General features: G+C 56.4%; 13 protein-coding genes. 5 read left to right on the forward strand and 8 right to left on the reverse strand.

Features of this window, described 5'->3' with window-relative positions:
- The first annotated feature begins 160 nt into the window (after positions 1–160).
- Together ACNSOI_RS15165 and ACNSOI_RS15170 are read left to right on the forward strand one after the other, a co-directional pair.
- Positions 161–1,267: a ferredoxin reductase gene (locus tag ACNSOI_RS15165; RefSeq protein WP_286251498.1), complete on the forward strand. Its 1,107-nt coding sequence runs from the start codon at positions 161–163 to the stop codon at positions 1,265–1,267.
- Between the two features lie 48 nt (positions 1,268–1,315).
- Positions 1,316–2,407, forward strand: coding sequence for a fatty acid desaturase family protein (locus ACNSOI_RS15170; protein ID WP_072676455.1), 1,092 nt, complete (start codon positions 1,316–1,318; stop codon positions 2,405–2,407).
- On the opposite strand, the gene ACNSOI_RS15175 is transcribed toward ACNSOI_RS15170, so the two are convergent.
- The 3 genes from ACNSOI_RS15175 to ACNSOI_RS15185 are packed head-to-tail and all read right to left on the reverse strand — an operon-like array spanning position 2,395 to position 3,502.
- Positions 2,395–2,832 (reverse strand): RrF2 family transcriptional regulator, encoded by a 438-nt coding sequence (locus ACNSOI_RS15175; protein WP_058092706.1) that lies wholly within the window; start codon positions 2,830–2,832, stop codon positions 2,395–2,397. The genes ACNSOI_RS15170 and ACNSOI_RS15175 overlap by 13 nt on opposite strands.
- A gap of 29 nt (positions 2,833–2,861) precedes the next feature.
- Positions 2,862–3,254: a YbaN family protein gene (locus tag ACNSOI_RS15180; RefSeq protein WP_230713844.1), complete on the reverse strand. Its 393-nt coding sequence runs from the start codon at positions 3,252–3,254 to the stop codon at positions 2,862–2,864.
- 23 nt (positions 3,255–3,277) lie between these two features.
- On the reverse strand, positions 3,278–3,502 hold the full coding sequence (locus ACNSOI_RS15185; protein WP_072676454.1) for a hypothetical protein: 225 nt from the start codon (positions 3,500–3,502) through the stop codon (positions 3,278–3,280).
- Between the two features lie 226 nt (positions 3,503–3,728).
- On the opposite strand from ACNSOI_RS15185, the gene ytfE reads away from it, so the two are divergent.
- From ytfE to moaA, 3 genes are all read left to right on the forward strand, one after another.
- The gene (gene ytfE, locus ACNSOI_RS15190; RefSeq protein WP_072676453.1) at positions 3,729–4,412 is read left to right on the forward strand and encodes an iron-sulfur cluster repair protein YtfE; all 684 of its coding nucleotides are present in this window, start codon (positions 3,729–3,731) and stop codon (positions 4,410–4,412) included.
- The gene (locus tag ACNSOI_RS15195) at positions 4,405–6,690 is read left to right on the forward strand and encodes a nitric-oxide reductase large subunit (RefSeq protein ID WP_286251508.1); all 2,286 of its coding nucleotides are present in this window, start codon (positions 4,405–4,407) and stop codon (positions 6,688–6,690) included. Before ytfE ends, ACNSOI_RS15195 begins: the two co-directional genes overlap by 8 nt.
- Positions 6,691–6,842: 152 nt before the next feature.
- Positions 6,843–7,835: a GTP 3',8-cyclase MoaA gene (gene moaA, locus ACNSOI_RS15200; RefSeq protein ID WP_420194441.1), complete on the forward strand. Its 993-nt coding sequence runs from the start codon at positions 6,843–6,845 to the stop codon at positions 7,833–7,835.
- A 228-nt stretch (positions 7,836–8,063) separates the two neighbouring features.
- On the opposite strand, the gene ACNSOI_RS15205 is transcribed toward moaA, so the two are convergent.
- From ACNSOI_RS15205 to nosZ, 5 genes are all read right to left on the reverse strand, one after another.
- Positions 8,064–8,681, reverse strand: coding sequence for a nitrous oxide reductase accessory protein NosL (locus ACNSOI_RS15205; protein WP_420194442.1), 618 nt, complete (start codon positions 8,679–8,681; stop codon positions 8,064–8,066).
- Positions 8,682–8,701: 20 nt separating this feature from the next.
- A complete protein-coding gene (locus ACNSOI_RS15210) occupies positions 8,702–9,532 on the reverse strand; it encodes an ABC transporter permease (protein WP_058092703.1) in 831 nt (276 codons plus the stop codon).
- Positions 9,529–10,461: an ABC transporter ATP-binding protein gene (locus tag ACNSOI_RS15215; protein WP_138435265.1), complete on the reverse strand. Its 933-nt coding sequence runs from the start codon at positions 10,459–10,461 to the stop codon at positions 9,529–9,531. Before ACNSOI_RS15215 ends, ACNSOI_RS15210 begins: the two co-directional genes overlap by 4 nt.
- Positions 10,458–11,726 (reverse strand): nitrous oxide reductase family maturation protein NosD, encoded by a 1,269-nt coding sequence (locus tag ACNSOI_RS15220; RefSeq protein WP_286251520.1) that lies wholly within the window; start codon positions 11,724–11,726, stop codon positions 10,458–10,460. Before ACNSOI_RS15220 ends, ACNSOI_RS15215 begins: the two co-directional genes overlap by 4 nt.
- A 226-nt stretch (positions 11,727–11,952) precedes the next feature.
- Positions 11,953–13,848, reverse strand: coding sequence for a TAT-dependent nitrous-oxide reductase (gene nosZ, locus ACNSOI_RS15225; RefSeq protein WP_286251522.1), 1,896 nt, complete (start codon positions 13,846–13,848; stop codon positions 11,953–11,955).
- Between the last annotated feature and the right edge of the window lie 57 nt (positions 13,849–13,905).

A 13,905-nucleotide genomic window follows, 5' to 3' on the forward strand; every position in this document is an offset into this window, starting at 1 on the left:
ACACATTAGACCGGAGAAAGAACCACCAGACTTGTCATTTCGAGCCAACCATCACGCCAGGTAATTGTTGAAAGTCAAACTTGTGTGTACAGTCGTACACATTAGTGCACACTTGTACACATGCAGTGGAACAAGTACCAACAAGTATGGAGAACCAATCATGCTGGCACGACTTTCAAACACCAAAGCACTTCACTGGCTTGGCCGGCAGTTACTGAACCGGGACAACCCGGCCGGCTATTTCGACCCACTGGCCGAAGCCATCAACCCGATGTGGGTACAAGAGTACACACCGGCACGGGTAGAGAACATTATTAACGAAACAGCTGACACCAAAACCTTCGTTCTGAAGCCGGCAAAACGATGGGCCGGGTTCCAGGCAGGTCAGCATGTGAACATCTGTACCGATATAGAGGGTGTTCGCCGCACCCGCACCTTCAGCCTGTCCAGCTCACCGTTGTTGTGGCAATCCGAGGGGCAGATCACCCTGACCATCAAGCGCCTGCCCGGTGGACTGGTCACCAACTGGATGCACGACGCCCTGCAACCGGGAGATGTGATTGGGCTTACAGAGGCGTTTGGGGAGTTCCTGATTCCCGAGCCGGCGCAACCCGTGCTGTTCATTGCCGGCGGTAGCGGCATCACCCCTATCCTGAGCCAGCTTCAGACCATGGCAGCAGAGGACTATCGGGCCCCCGTTACCCTGCTTTATTACGTGCGCACCCATAATGACGTGATCGCCCGGGAAGCACTGCAGGCCCTGGCAGCACGCTGGCCGGCGCTGTCACTGACTATCATCGCAACCAATGAGAGCGACGAGCCTCGTTATCTGCGGGACAGCGACCTGGAGACCGTCGCGGGCATCAAGGCCAGAGAAGTATTCCTGTGCGGACCCAAAGGTCTGATGGACCTGGCAACGGACCTTCTGGCCAAGCGCGGCCTGAAGGAGAAGCAGATGCACAGTACCTTCTTTGCGCCCCCGGCACAGGCATCACTGGATAGTGATCAACTGGGCGGTGAGGTGACCTTTTCCAACAGCAACCTGAAAGTGGGCTCAGAAGGCGATGCCAACCTGCTGGAGATTGCCGAAGCCGCTGGCCTGAAACCCCAATACGGCTGCCGCATGGGCATCTGCCACCAGTGCAGCTGCCGCAAAACCAGCGGCATCGTGGTTAATCGACTTACCGGCAAGGTCTCCGGCCCGGGTGAAGAGCCTGTTCAACTTTGTGTTTCGGTTCCCCAAGGGCCCGTCGCCCTGGACGTATAACCCCATTCTTTTGTATTGCGGCGATTATTGCCGCAGGGAGTCATCGATATGAAAAAGCTTAACGAAGACCAACTGAACGAACTGCAGAAAGACCTGGACGCCATCCGTGACGAGGTCATTGCAGACCTGGGCGAGCGGGATGCCAAGTACATCCGCAAGATCATCCGCCTGCACCGTACCCTGGAAGTGGGCGGCCGGGTGATGATGCCCTTTGGCTTCATTCCACCCGTATTCGTGGCCGCTACCGCTACGCTGGGTATCGCAAAAATCATAGAGAACATGGAAATCGGCCATAACGTCATGCATGGCCAGTACGACTGGATGAATGACCCGGCCCTTAACTCTCAAACCTATGAGTGGGACACCGTTTGCACCAGCGATTCCTGGCGCCGGACCCACAACTACGAACATCACACTTACACCAATATCATTGGCAAAGATCGGGACTATGGCTATGCAGTGCTGCGCCTGAGTGATGACGTGAAATGGCACCCGGGCCACCTGTTGCAGTTTATCAACTACATCCTGCTGACCGTGCTGTTCCAGTGGGGCGTCGGCGTACACGAGCTGGAGAGCGAGAAGATCCGCCGGGGTGAGTTGCGCTGGCGCGACAAGCTGCCGTTCCTGAAGGATTTCGTCCGTAAGGGTGGCCGCCAGGGATTCAAGGATTACGTATTCTTCCCGCTGCTGACCCTGCCTGTCGCTCCTATCGTTCTGGCAGGTAACGTGGGTGCTAACCTGATTCGTAACATCTGGGCATCCACCGTTATCTTCTGCGGGCACTTCACCCAAGATGCGGAGACCTTTACCGAGGAAGAATGCGAGGGTGAAAGCAAAGGCCACTGGTATCTGCGCCAGCTCACCGGTTCATCCAACTTCACCGGCGGCAAGTGGCTGCACGTGTTGAGTGGACACCTGAGTTACCAGATTGAACACCACGTGTTCCCCGACCTGCCGGCTCACCGTTACCCGGAGATTTCCGAGAAGGTTCAGGCAGTGTGCGAGAAATACGACATTCCGTACAACACCGGGAGCTTTGCCAAACAGTATGGCACGGTCCTCAAACGTATCGGCAAATTCTCGCTGCCGGACGTGGTAAGAACCCGATTGGAAGGAAAGCGCGAGCTTCAGGCGATCTGAAGCAAGCGCACCAGCTGTGGCCGGTGTTTATCCTGGATAACATCGGCCAGAGTGTATTTGTCGAGCGTTTCAAGGAATGCCTTCAAGGCTTCGGCAAACATGGCCTTCAGGCCGCACACCGGGGTGATCTTGCAGGCATTCTTTGATGAAAAGCACTCAACAATGCTGAGGTCCTGCTCCGTTTCCCTAACAAGAACACCGATGTTGATCTCATTGGGCGCCATGTGCAGGCGCATACCACCTTTCTTGCCCCGAATGGTCTCGATGTAGCCTTTCTTGTTGAGCTGATGAACCACTTTCATCAGGTGATTCTTGGAAATTTCGTAGCTGTCTGCAATTTCCTGAATGGTGGCCAGACGATCACCCTGTTCAGCCAGATAAATCAGAACTCTCAAGGAATAATCTGTATAGCGGGTGATGTGCATTCATAACTCCATAAATATGACGGAAAACTTTAACAGGATGGCCTCGTGAGCAGATAACCTGCAACGCTCAGCAGGAACAGCCCCGAAACCGTCAATACAAATACCGTTGAACCTAGCCAGACCAACATGCTCCAGCTCAACGCCATCATGGCGCAGGCGAGAATCTTCGCCTTAACCGGAATGGCCCTGCGCTCTTGCCACTGGGCAATTGCCGGGCCGAAAGTCGGGTGCTCTTCGAGCCACCGGGCAAACTCCGGAGACCCTTTACTGGCAAAGTAAGCCGCCAGTATGACAAACGGCGTGGTCGGCAACAGCGGAAGAACAACCCCGACGGCACCAATCGCTACAGACATATACGCAAGTATCCGGAAACCGGTTTTACCGGAAGGTGCTTTCATGGCACGGGTCTCGGAACGATTCATAACTGCATCTATTCTACCGTGAATCAGTGTACGGGTCTGCCCAACTTGCTCAGAAAAGCCAGACGGGCAACGTAGGCAATTTTCACCCCAACCGCGAACAACAGGGTTCCCATGTGGGCGGCAATCTGCACTGGCAGTGCCAAGGCATCCGCCAGCGGGTAAGCCAGCATCACCGTCAACAGCAACCCCAGGAACGACACCAGAACCGCGGTATTGGATATGACCAGCCATTTTTCAAAGCGTTCCATAACCCCCTCCACCAACTTACATTTATTACATTTACATCTTTAAGGCTATCTCGAACGGCTGCGAAAATCAAATTCAAAAAAATACCCTTATCAATCAATTATTAGAGCTACTTTAAAGACCTGAAACACAGGCTACTAGAACTTTATATTTGACATTCAACTTACATCTAAATGAAAATCCATTCCGATACATTCATCTGTTATCCATGTTTAGGAGTGCATAATCATGAACCTGACTAACCTTCCGCTCGGCCAGCTGGCCCGTGACATTCCTGGGGCCTCCGCCGTGCTGCATCGCCACAAGCTCGACTTTTGCTGTAATGGTGACGCCTCATTGATGGCGGCAGCCACGGCAAAAGGACTCGACCCGAACGCCATTGCCAGCCAGCTGAGCGCCTTACAAGCCCGGACTGACCAGGCTACGCCAGAAGAGCAAACCAGTAACGAAGCGTTGATTGAGCACATTCTTACTCGCTTCCACGATGTACACCGTGAACAACTCCCTGAGTTGATCCGATTGGCTCAGCGCGTAGAGCGCGTTCACAGCAAGCACCCCCGCTGCCCTTCAGGGCTGGGCGCACACCTTGAAAACATGCAGAACGAGCTTGAATCGCACATGCAAAAAGAGGAACAGATCCTGTTTCCGATGATTGCCCGTGGAATCACTGGCATGGCCGCAGCCCCGGTTTCGGTCATGCGCAATGAACACGAGGACCATGGTGCCGCCCTGGCTGAAATCCACAGCCTCACCTTCAACCTGACCTTGCCAGAAGGTGCATGCAACACCTGGAGAGCGCTCTATCTGGGCCTGACCGAACTGGAAAATGACCTCATGGAACACATCCATCTGGAAAACAATGTGTTGTTCCACCGGGTTGATGGCTTGCTGGGGGGCGCGCAACGTGGCTGACTATCGAAAACTCTGGTGGATTCTGATCGCCATTCTGGCAATCACCTTCACACTGCTTGGTTACTTTGGACGAGAAGTCTACCGAGAGGCACCTCCCATACCTGACCAGGTGGTTTCTGCCACTGGCGACCTTCTGATGACGGATGAGAGCATTCTTGATGGCCAGACTGCCTGGCAGTCCATGGGCGGAATGCAAGTTGGATCCATCTGGGGGCACGGCGCCTACCAGGCACCGGACTGGACTGCAGACTGGCTTCACCGTGAACTGGAAACCTGGCTGGAAATTGCCGCACAGGAGGAGTTCGGGCATGCCTGGCACAGCCTGAGCGGCCAACAACAGAACGCTCTGCAGTACGACCTGAAAACCGAATACCGGAACAACACCTATGATGACGCCACCGGCACCCTGCATCTCTCAGACCGGAGAACCCGCGCCATTGCCGAAACGGCCGACTACTACAGCCGGCTATTCAGCGATGCGCCAGAGCTACAATCCACCCGCGCAAGCTATGCGATGAAGGAGAACACACTGCCCAGCCCCGAGCGCCGGCAGCAAATGACGGAGTTCTTCTTCTGGACGGCCTGGGCTGCAGCAACCGAGCGCCCGGGAAGCAACGTCACCTACACCAACAACTGGCCACACGAACCGTTGATCGACAACAAGCCCAGTGGCGAGAATGTAGTTTGGTCAGTGATCAGCGTCATTCTCCTGATCGCCGGGGTAGGAGGCCTGATCTGGGCCTGGGCATTCTTGCGCAAACACGATGAAGATGAACCTGCGGCGCCACTTAAAGATCCCATCAGCGCCCTTACACTTACCCCCTCGCAAAGGGCACTGGGAAAGTATCTGCTGCTGGTCGTCGGCCTTTTCACCTTCCAGGTCATGCTAGGTGGGTTTACTGCACACTACACCGTCGAAGGTCAGGGCTTCTACGGAATCAACACGTCAGAATGGTTCCCATACTCGCTGGTCCGCACCTGGCACATTCAGGCGGCGCTGTTCTGGATCGCCACCGGCTTCCTGGCAGCCGGCCTGTTCCTTGCCCCCATCATCAACGGCGGCAAGGATCCAAAATTCCAGAAGCTGGGCGTCGACGTTCTGTTCTGGGCACTGGTTGTGGTCGTTGGCGGCTCATTCATCGGTAACTTCCTGGCCATTGCCCAGATCATGCCCCCGCATCTGAGTTTCTGGCTGGGCCACCAGGGTTATGAGTTTGTCGACCTTGGGCGTCTCTGGCAGATCGGCAAATTCCTGGGCATCGTTTTCTGGCTGGTCTTGATGTTACGCGGCATTGTGCCAGCACTTCGCCAACCCGGTGACAAAAACCTGCTGGCATTGCTCACCGCCTCGGTGGTTGCCATTGGCCTGTTCTACGGCGCTGGTTTCTTCTACGGAGAACGTACCCATATTTCCATCATGGAATACTGGCGCTGGTGGATTGTTCACCTTTGGGTAGAAGGCTTCTTTGAAGTATTCGCCACGGCCGCCCTGGCGTTCATCTTCTGCAGCATGGGACTGGTCTCGCGCACCATCGCAACGTCGGCCAGTCTGGCCTCCGCCAGCCTGTTCATGCTCGGTGGCGTACCAGGGACCTTCCATCACCTGTACTTCTCTGGCACCACAACACCGGTGATGGCGGTTGGTGCAACATTCAGCGCACTGGAAGTTGTGCCATTGGTTGTCCTTGGCTATGAAGCCTGGGAAAACTGGCGGCTGAAGACCCGCGCTCCGTGGATGGAAAATATCCGCTGGCCGCTGATGTTCTTCGTTGCTGTCGCGTTCTGGAATATGCTCGGCGCGGGTGTTCTGGGTTTCATGATTAACCCGCCGATCGCCCTTTATTACATTCAGGGCCTGAACACGACGCCCACCCATGCCCACGCAGCGCTGTTTGGTGTCTATGGGTTCCTGGCCCTGGGCTTCACGCTGCTGATCCTGCGTTACATCAGGCCGAGCATTGTCTTTGACGAACGACTGATGAAGATCAGCTTCTGGTGGCTGAATATCGGGCTCGTCCTCATGCTGTTCACCAGTCTGTTGCCCATCGGCATCATCCAGTTCCTGGCAAGTGCCAGTGAAGGCCTCTGGTACGCCCGAAGCGAAGCCTTCCTGCAGAGCGATGTCCTGCAAACCCTTCGCTGGATCCGGACTATTGGCGATGTTGTGTTCATCGTTGGAGCGCTTGGGGTCACCTGGCAGGTGGTAAAAGGCATTTTCTTCCCCAATCTGGAGCCGGCGCCCTACCCTGATGATGAGGTCATCTCCGAGCGGGCATAGAGTGTATTGACCGTTTTCCCCGGGGCCTTTTCTGGCCCCGTTTTTTTGGTTCATACAGGGATTACCCCCCGAGAGGTATCGGATTGGGTTGGGATATCTGTGATACTTTGACTATCCTTTATACATATAACTCCAGACAGGGAAACCTGCCCATGCCGCAAGCCAAGCTGACCGATCGATTTGGCCGCACCATTAATTACGTGCGCCTGTCGGTAACTGACCGCTGCGACTTCCGCTGTGTGTACTGCATGGCGGAGGACATGACCTTTCTGCCCCGCCAGCAGGTTCTGACGCTGGAAGAGATCGCCAGGCTGGCTCGAAACTTTGTTGCCCTGGGTACGGAAAAAATCCGCCTGACCGGTGGCGAACCCCTGGTCCGCAAAGACATCCTTGAGCTGGTCCGCGAAGTAGGCACCTATGGTTTGCGGGACTTTGCCATGACCACGAATGGCAGCCAGTTGCCGACCATGGCGGAAAAACTGCGTAAGGCAGGCCTGCACCGGCTCAATATCAGCCTGGATTCACTGGATTCTGAAAAATTCCGTTCCATTACCCGCACTGGCAATCTGCAGCAGGTGTTGGACGGCATTGATGCCGCCCGGGACGCCGGTTTCCGTGGCATCAAGCTGAACACGGTGGTGATGAAAGGCCGCAATGATGAAGAGATTCCAGAGCTGATTGAGTTTGCCCGCAGTAAGCAGGTGGATATCAGTTTTATCGAGGAGATGCCGCTGGGCGAGATTTCGGAGCATGACCGAGGACTTGCCTTGTGTACCAGCGAGGAGGTGCGGGATATCATCCGTCAGCGCCATGAGCTGATTCCGGTGGCCAAGGATTCTGGCGGGCCGGCACGTTACTATCAGATGCCGGACAGCGATGTTCGGGTCGGGTTCATTTCACCGCATTCCCATAACTTCTGTTCAACCTGTAACCGGGTTCGGGTGACGGTTGAGGGGCGGCTTTTGCTGTGCCTGGGCAATGAGCATTCGGTGGATTTGCGCCGGGTTCTGCGGGGTAATCCGGTGACGGATGACAGGCTTCAGCAGGCGATCATCGATGCGATGGATCTGAAGCCGGAGCGGCATCACTTTTCTACCAATGGTGATGTTCAGATTCTTCGGTTTATGAATATGACTGGCGGTTGACTGTCTGTTTCGGCTCCTAGCCTGCGGGGTTAGGCGTTAGAGCAGGTGAGGGAAGGCTTTCCAAAAACCGCTCCTTCGGCACATCCCTGTGGCGCTTCTGCTCCGCCATCCATGGCTCCGCAAATTTTTGTAAAGCCTTCCCTCACCTGCTCTCTCTTACTTCTCGGACTCCGCCTTTACAGGCTATCTCAAGCCTCCCGTGGTTATCTGATCCAGCCGTCGGGCACCTCAATGGCCATTGTGACTGCTATGATTGTCAGTCATCTGACCGGAACGAATACCGGCATCTTCCTGATTATGCATATCGTGCATGCCATCCATCCCCTCCATGCCATGCATTGCCATACCAGCATTCAGGTGCTCCAGCGTGATATCCGCAAAACCGATGACCTGACCGCCGTATTCTGCGGCAAAGTCAGTCGCTTCGGATTCTGTTTCGAACGAGGCCAAGGTCGGGCCCATGGCGCCGGTGCGTTCTGAGCCGACGACGTAGAAGGCTTCACGGGCGTCGATCAGGTGAGTGTCGTCCGGGTGGTCCCAGTGGGTTTCGGCCATGTTGTGGACGTAGAGGGTGTGGTCGCGGTTTTCGTTTTCCGGCTGCAGGAACCAGGCGAACATGTCTTTGGTGGAGCAGAACTTGCGGGTGTGCTGCTGGCGTTCGGTAAATGCCTGGCCTTTGGGCCCGGGGAAGTTGGTGATGACCATGCCGCATACGTGGCATTCGTCGCCGGAGTCAAAGTGAACCGGGTCGGGTTTGGTGGCAGTTTGTTGTTCGCCGTTGGAGCAACCCGCGAGGGTGATCGCCGTCAGGGCCGCTATAAGCCATTTGGTGAGCGGTGTGGGCATGGTTCTGTTCTCCAGTGGTATCAGATTTTTCGGTTTTTGAATAACAACAGGGCGCCGATCAGCGGTGTGGCACACCAGAGCGCCAGGCCCAGCCAGAGCCCTCCGGTGCCGATGGGCAGGTCTGAGCCCAGGCTGAGTACACCGCTCAGCTGGTTGCCATCACCGAAGGCCACGATATTGAGCAAGCGGTAGATATCCGTGGGGTTCAGCATCAGCAGCCATGGCAGCAGCTCCGGGTTGAGCTTGCCCTCGCTGGCAACGAGGATGCCCAGCAGCATCAAGTCAAAGATCAGTACGAAGAAGAACCAGATGGCCAGGGCCAGGCCTGCGGCTACGGGTTTCTCGCTAACCCTAACGCTGACCAGGTACGCCAGGGCGATGAACCCCCACCCCAATAGAACGGTTGAGCCGATGAACCGGCCCATGGCGGCCGCCAGGGCGCCAACTGCGACATCATCTACAAGTACGGCGATGGCGATGGCCGCAACCCCGAACCCGATGAGTGTGGCCAGGGCCAGGGTCAGGCCGTGGCCAAGGAATTTGCCGAGCAGGAGCTGGTTTTTACTGAGTGGGTAGGTCATCAGCAGCAGAAGTGTGCCGCCCTCTTCTTCACCCACGATGGCGTCGTAGGCAAGCAACAGGGCAATCAGCGGTATCAGGAAGATACCAAGGCTGGCCAGGCTGGCAATGGTGGCCGGCGTGGAGGCGTAACCCACCTGCCCGGACGCCGCCGCACCAAACCAGGCAATGCCCAGAGCCAGGGTGGCAAACACCAGGCTGATCGCCACCAGCCAACGATTGCGAAAGCTGTCGCTGAGTTCCTTGCGGGCAATGGTCCAGATAGCATTCATTGGCCACCTCCCCGGTGGGCCAGTCCGCCCGACCCGATGAAGTGGACGTAGATATCTTCCAGGCTGGGCTGGTGTATTCCCAGGTCCGCCACCTCTCCGGAGTTCATCAATGCGTGTATCAACGCCATTTTTTCCTTCGGTCTCACGTCCACTTGCAGGCGTCCGTTGTTGCTTTTCATGAGTAGCCCGGCGTTGGGGCGTGCACCGTCAATCGCTTTCTCCAGCGCCATCATGGTAGTGGCCGGCTCCAGGCTGAGAGTGACCGGCATGTTGGCCTGGCGGCGTAGTGCCGGCAGGTCGCCGGCGGCTTTCAGGGCGCCGTCGGTGAGGATGGCAGCCCGGTCAATGTAGGGTTCGACACCGGGCAGGACATGGGAGCACAACACAATGCCCGTGCCGTCATCCCGCAGGCGCCGCAGCAACCGGTACAAATCGGCCGTTGCCACCGGGTCCAGACCAACCGTGGGTTCGTCCAGCATCAATAGCTTCGGCTTGCCGAGCAGCGCCTGGGCCAGACCAAGGCGCTGGCGCATGCCCTTGGAGTAGGTTTTGGTGCGGGCATCCATGGCATCGCCCAAGCCAACCTGCTCCAGCAGCTCTGGCACCTGCTTCAGGCTGGCACCTTTGAGCCGGGCAAAATGGCTGAGGATTTCCCGCCCAGTCAGCTGCGGGTAGAACATCACGTTCTCCGGCAGATAGCCTATGTGTTGGCTTACGTGGGGATCACCGGCTTCGCCACCCAACACAGAAACCTTGCCCTGGGTCGGTTTCATCAAACCCAGAATGAGTTTGATCGAAGTGGTTTTACCCGCCCCGTTGTGGCCAAACAGTCCGAGAATTTCCCCCGGCTCCAGCCGCAAGTCCACGCCGTGGAGCACCGTCGCCTTATCGTAGCGGTGGCTCACATTGTCCAGTCGAAAGCAGTTCATCGGATCTCCGATTGCAGGTGTTCGGGAATTCGCATCAACGGTTTGGGATCACTCACCCCGGCAGACTTCACCACCGGGAACGCGTCCTGCACCCAACGCAAGGTATCCACCGCCGGGCTGAACATCAGCACCCGCGCTTCCGGGTACTTCCACAACAAGCGGTCCACGTTGTCATTAGGCTCATAGGGCACATCACCAATGCCATCCTGGTTACGATCCCAGCCCAGATAATCACTCCAGAAATTCCCCCGCCCATCCTTCGCCCAGGACTGGGTACGAGTGGCCACATACTTCACCTGCCGCTCGTTGTTCACAAAGGCATTATCAAACACCTCGTTCTGTTCGGAACCGGCGGTCAGATGAATGCCGATATTGCTGTTGCCGAAGTAGTTACCCTCGAAGGTGTTGTACAGCGAGTTATAGATGAACACCGCCTTGCCCTCGCCTCCGGAAATCATCACCCCACCGGTTTGCCCCTGAGACACCCCGGTGACCACATTGCCTTTGAGGGTGGAATTGGTGATGAAATTCATCAGAATCCCGTAATTCTCATCATTCTCCGACCGGTTATTCACCACCGTCAGATACTTGCTCTGCATCAACGCATACCCCGTGCGAGTGCCACGGGTCACATTGCCTTCCAGCAGGTTGTGCATGGAGTACATGTAGTGAATGCCATAACGCAGATCCGACATCACGTTATTGCGAATCTTGTTGTTATTCGCCGTCTCGATATAAATCGCATCCCGGGTCTGGCGAATGTCATTTCCCTCAATCAACGCCCCGGTGGTATTGAACAGATGAATCCCGTTGCCCCGATCCTGGGACCGAAGGTTTGTATCCCCCCGTATCTCGTTATTCCGGACAACCACATCCGGCGTCGCATCCAACCACACCCCAAAGGCCGGCCCCTGAAGCCGGTTATCCGCAACAACCGCCCCCTTAGCTTCCCGAGCTACAAAAATCCCCGCATCCAACTCATTCAGATCCTGCCCCCAGTTGCGCACCACGCAACCGGAAAACGACACCCCCTCCGCCAGAATCTCCACAGCATGCCCTGCCCCGCCGGCATCAATCACCGAATCCTCAGCACAGGACACAGAAACGCCGGGCACCCGGATAACCAATGGCGGAAGCTGCTCGGAAGGAAGCTCGAACGATGCGCCTGGCTCCAGGGCATCCAGCTGATCTTGCAGGTTGGCACTTGCGGTCAGCGAAATCAGAGCGACTGACAGGGCCACCCCATAACGCAAAAGTTGATACATCAATCGTTCTCTGAGCGATGAAAGTTTTCGAATCCCCGGCCCGAGGTCCGGCAATCCGAGAGGAGACTGCTTTCCAAAACTGTGCGGAGCCATGGATGGCGGAGCCCAAGCGTCACATGGATGTGCCGAAGGAGCGTGTTTTGGAAAGCAGTCTCCTCTTGGATTGCTCCTCCCAATCCAATGGGAGGAGCCGGGACTCAGAGAAAGAGCCCCGGAAAAGAGAAGGTCAGGCCTTCTCGACCAACATGCGACCACCCATCTCCATATGCAGCGCATGGCAGAACCAGTTGCAGTAGTACCAGTAAACCCCAGGCTTACCCGCCGTAAAGGTCACCGATGCCGTCTGCTGAGGACTGATCTCCATACTCACACCATGGTTCACCATACAGAACCCGTGAGTCACATCCTCAATGGAGTCCAGATTGGTCACAACCACCGTAACCTCATCACCCTCCTTCACCTTGAACTCCAGCATCCCGAACTGAGGTGCCACAGAGGTCATGTACACACGAACCTTCTTGCCATCCCGGATAACCTTGTTATCCGCTTCCAGCGTCACGCCGTCTTTCTCGGCCTGCGCACGGGTAGAGGCAAAATAAGGATCGTTACGGTCCCAGATCTTCTTCGGACGGATCTGGTCACGGCGCACAAGGATGCAGTCGTGCGGTTCAGCGAAAGCAGGGCCGTCGTGTACCAGTTTCATTTCCTCGCCGGAAATATCGATCAGCTGATCGTTCTCCGGGTGCAGCGGGCCTACCGGCAGGAAACGGTCCTTGGAGAACTTCGACAGCACCACCAGCCACTTGCCATCGGCATCGCGTGATTCGGTCAGCGACGCGTGGTTGTGGCCCGGCTGATAGTGAACGTCCAGCTTCTGGCGGATGTAGTTCACGTCTTCGCCATTGTAGTGCTTGATCGCATCCGCGATGTTCCACTTGGCCACCTGGCTGTCGATAAACAGCGTGGTGTAAGCATTGCCGCGACCATCGAACGTGGTATGCAGAGGCCCAAGACCCAGCTCCGGCTCCGCAACAATCGGATCGCGGTCACCGATCTTGTCATCAAACAGATCATTGAGCTTGTCGATGGCAATGATGGACACGGTCGGAGACAATTTGCCGTTGGCAATGAAGTACTTGCCATCGGGGGAGGTATTCAGGCCGTGAGGGTTCTTCGGCACCGGAATGTAACGGGTAACGTCGGAACCCTTGCGCCCCTCAACCACGGGCACCTTGGAATCACCGATGGTTTTGAAGTTGCCGGCTTTCACGGCCGCTTCAATACGCTCAACGTTGAACACCACCACCCAGTCACGGTCGTTACGCATGGTACCGGCCAGGTCTACCGCCTTCTCGGAGTTGTAGCAGGTAGAGGCTGCGTACTTGCCGGTGAAGTCCGCATCGGTGTTATCCAGATTGCCGTCGACAATCACCTGCCAGGCTACTTCCATAGTGTCTGCGTCTACGGCCGTAAACATGGTGTAGCTGTTCTCAAGGCTGTAATCGCTGCCATCGTTCGGCTGTGGAATCACGAATTCCGCGTTACAGAAAACATACTTGGTGCGCGGCACCTTCTGAAGACGCAGACCGTGAATCGCCTGAACGTTCGGGATATGGGTGACCTTGTCAGTCTTGAAGATATCCAGGCGGATACGGGCAATCCGGCTGTTGGCCTTGTCGTTGATGAACAGGTACTTGCCATCGTAGTGGCCATCGTCCATCGAGACGTGCGGGTGGTGACAGTCACCGTTCAGGTACAGCTTGTCTTTACCCAGGATTTCCTTGCTTTCGTCAGTGATGCCCCAGCCGGTGGCAGAGTCCACGTTGAACACTGGAATTCGCATCAGCTCGCGCATGGACGGAACACCCAGAACACGCACTTCACCCTGATGCCCACCGCTCCAGAAGCCGTAGTACTCATCCAGCTCCCCTGGCTCAATATGGGCCTTGTTGCGGGCGTCTCGGGCTGCGGCGGCGAACGATTCGCGGGTCATCATGGTGGTGCCGAGGCCAGTTGCACCAGCCACGCCGGCCAGGGCCGCGGCCCCCATAAAGCGGCGACGGCTCAGGCCACCTTCGGGAACCTCCGGTGCGTTCTGGCTCAGATCATCTTTCTTGCTCATAGCGACAACTCCGTTATTGGTTATGGCGGTTTTAGCTTCTCATGGCTTTTTATAGGT

The organism is Marinobacter sp. GH_1, assembly GCF_048595985.1.
Classification (GTDB): domain Bacteria; phylum Pseudomonadota; class Gammaproteobacteria; order Pseudomonadales; family Oleiphilaceae; genus Marinobacter; species Marinobacter shengliensis.

Bases quoted from the DNA above. Each gene is read 5' to 3' on its own strand.
- ACNSOI_RS15165 (WP_286251498.1), top strand. From the start codon at position 161: ATGCTGGCACGACTTTCAAACACCAAAGCACTTCACTGGCTTGGCCGG.
- ACNSOI_RS15170 (WP_072676455.1), top strand. From the start codon at position 1,316: ATGAAAAAGCTTAACGAAGACCAACTGAACGAACTGCAGAAAGACCTG.
- ACNSOI_RS15175 (WP_058092706.1), bottom strand. From the start codon at position 2,832: ATGCACATCACCCGCTATACAGATTATTCCTTGAGAGTTCTGATTTAT.
- ACNSOI_RS15180 (WP_230713844.1), bottom strand. From the start codon at position 3,254: ATGAATCGTTCCGAGACCCGTGCCATGAAAGCACCTTCCGGTAAAACC.
- ACNSOI_RS15185 (WP_072676454.1), bottom strand. From the start codon at position 3,502: ATGGAACGCTTTGAAAAATGGCTGGTCATATCCAATACCGCGGTTCTG.
- ytfE (WP_072676453.1), top strand. From the start codon at position 3,729: ATGAACCTGACTAACCTTCCGCTCGGCCAGCTGGCCCGTGACATTCCT.
- moaA (WP_420194441.1), top strand. From the start codon at position 6,843: ATGCCGCAAGCCAAGCTGACCGATCGATTTGGCCGCACCATTAATTAC.
- ACNSOI_RS15205 (WP_420194442.1), bottom strand. From the start codon at position 8,681: ATGCCCACACCGCTCACCAAATGGCTTATAGCGGCCCTGACGGCGATC.
- ACNSOI_RS15210 (WP_058092703.1), bottom strand. From the start codon at position 9,532: ATGAATGCTATCTGGACCATTGCCCGCAAGGAACTCAGCGACAGCTTT.
- ACNSOI_RS15215 (WP_138435265.1), bottom strand. From the start codon at position 10,461: ATGAACTGCTTTCGACTGGACAATGTGAGCCACCGCTACGATAAGGCG.
- ACNSOI_RS15220 (WP_286251520.1), bottom strand. From the start codon at position 11,726: ATGTATCAACTTTTGCGTTATGGGGTGGCCCTGTCAGTCGCTCTGATT.
- nosZ (WP_286251522.1), bottom strand. From the start codon at position 13,848: ATGAGCAAGAAAGATGATCTGAGCCAGAACGCACCGGAGGTTCCCGAA.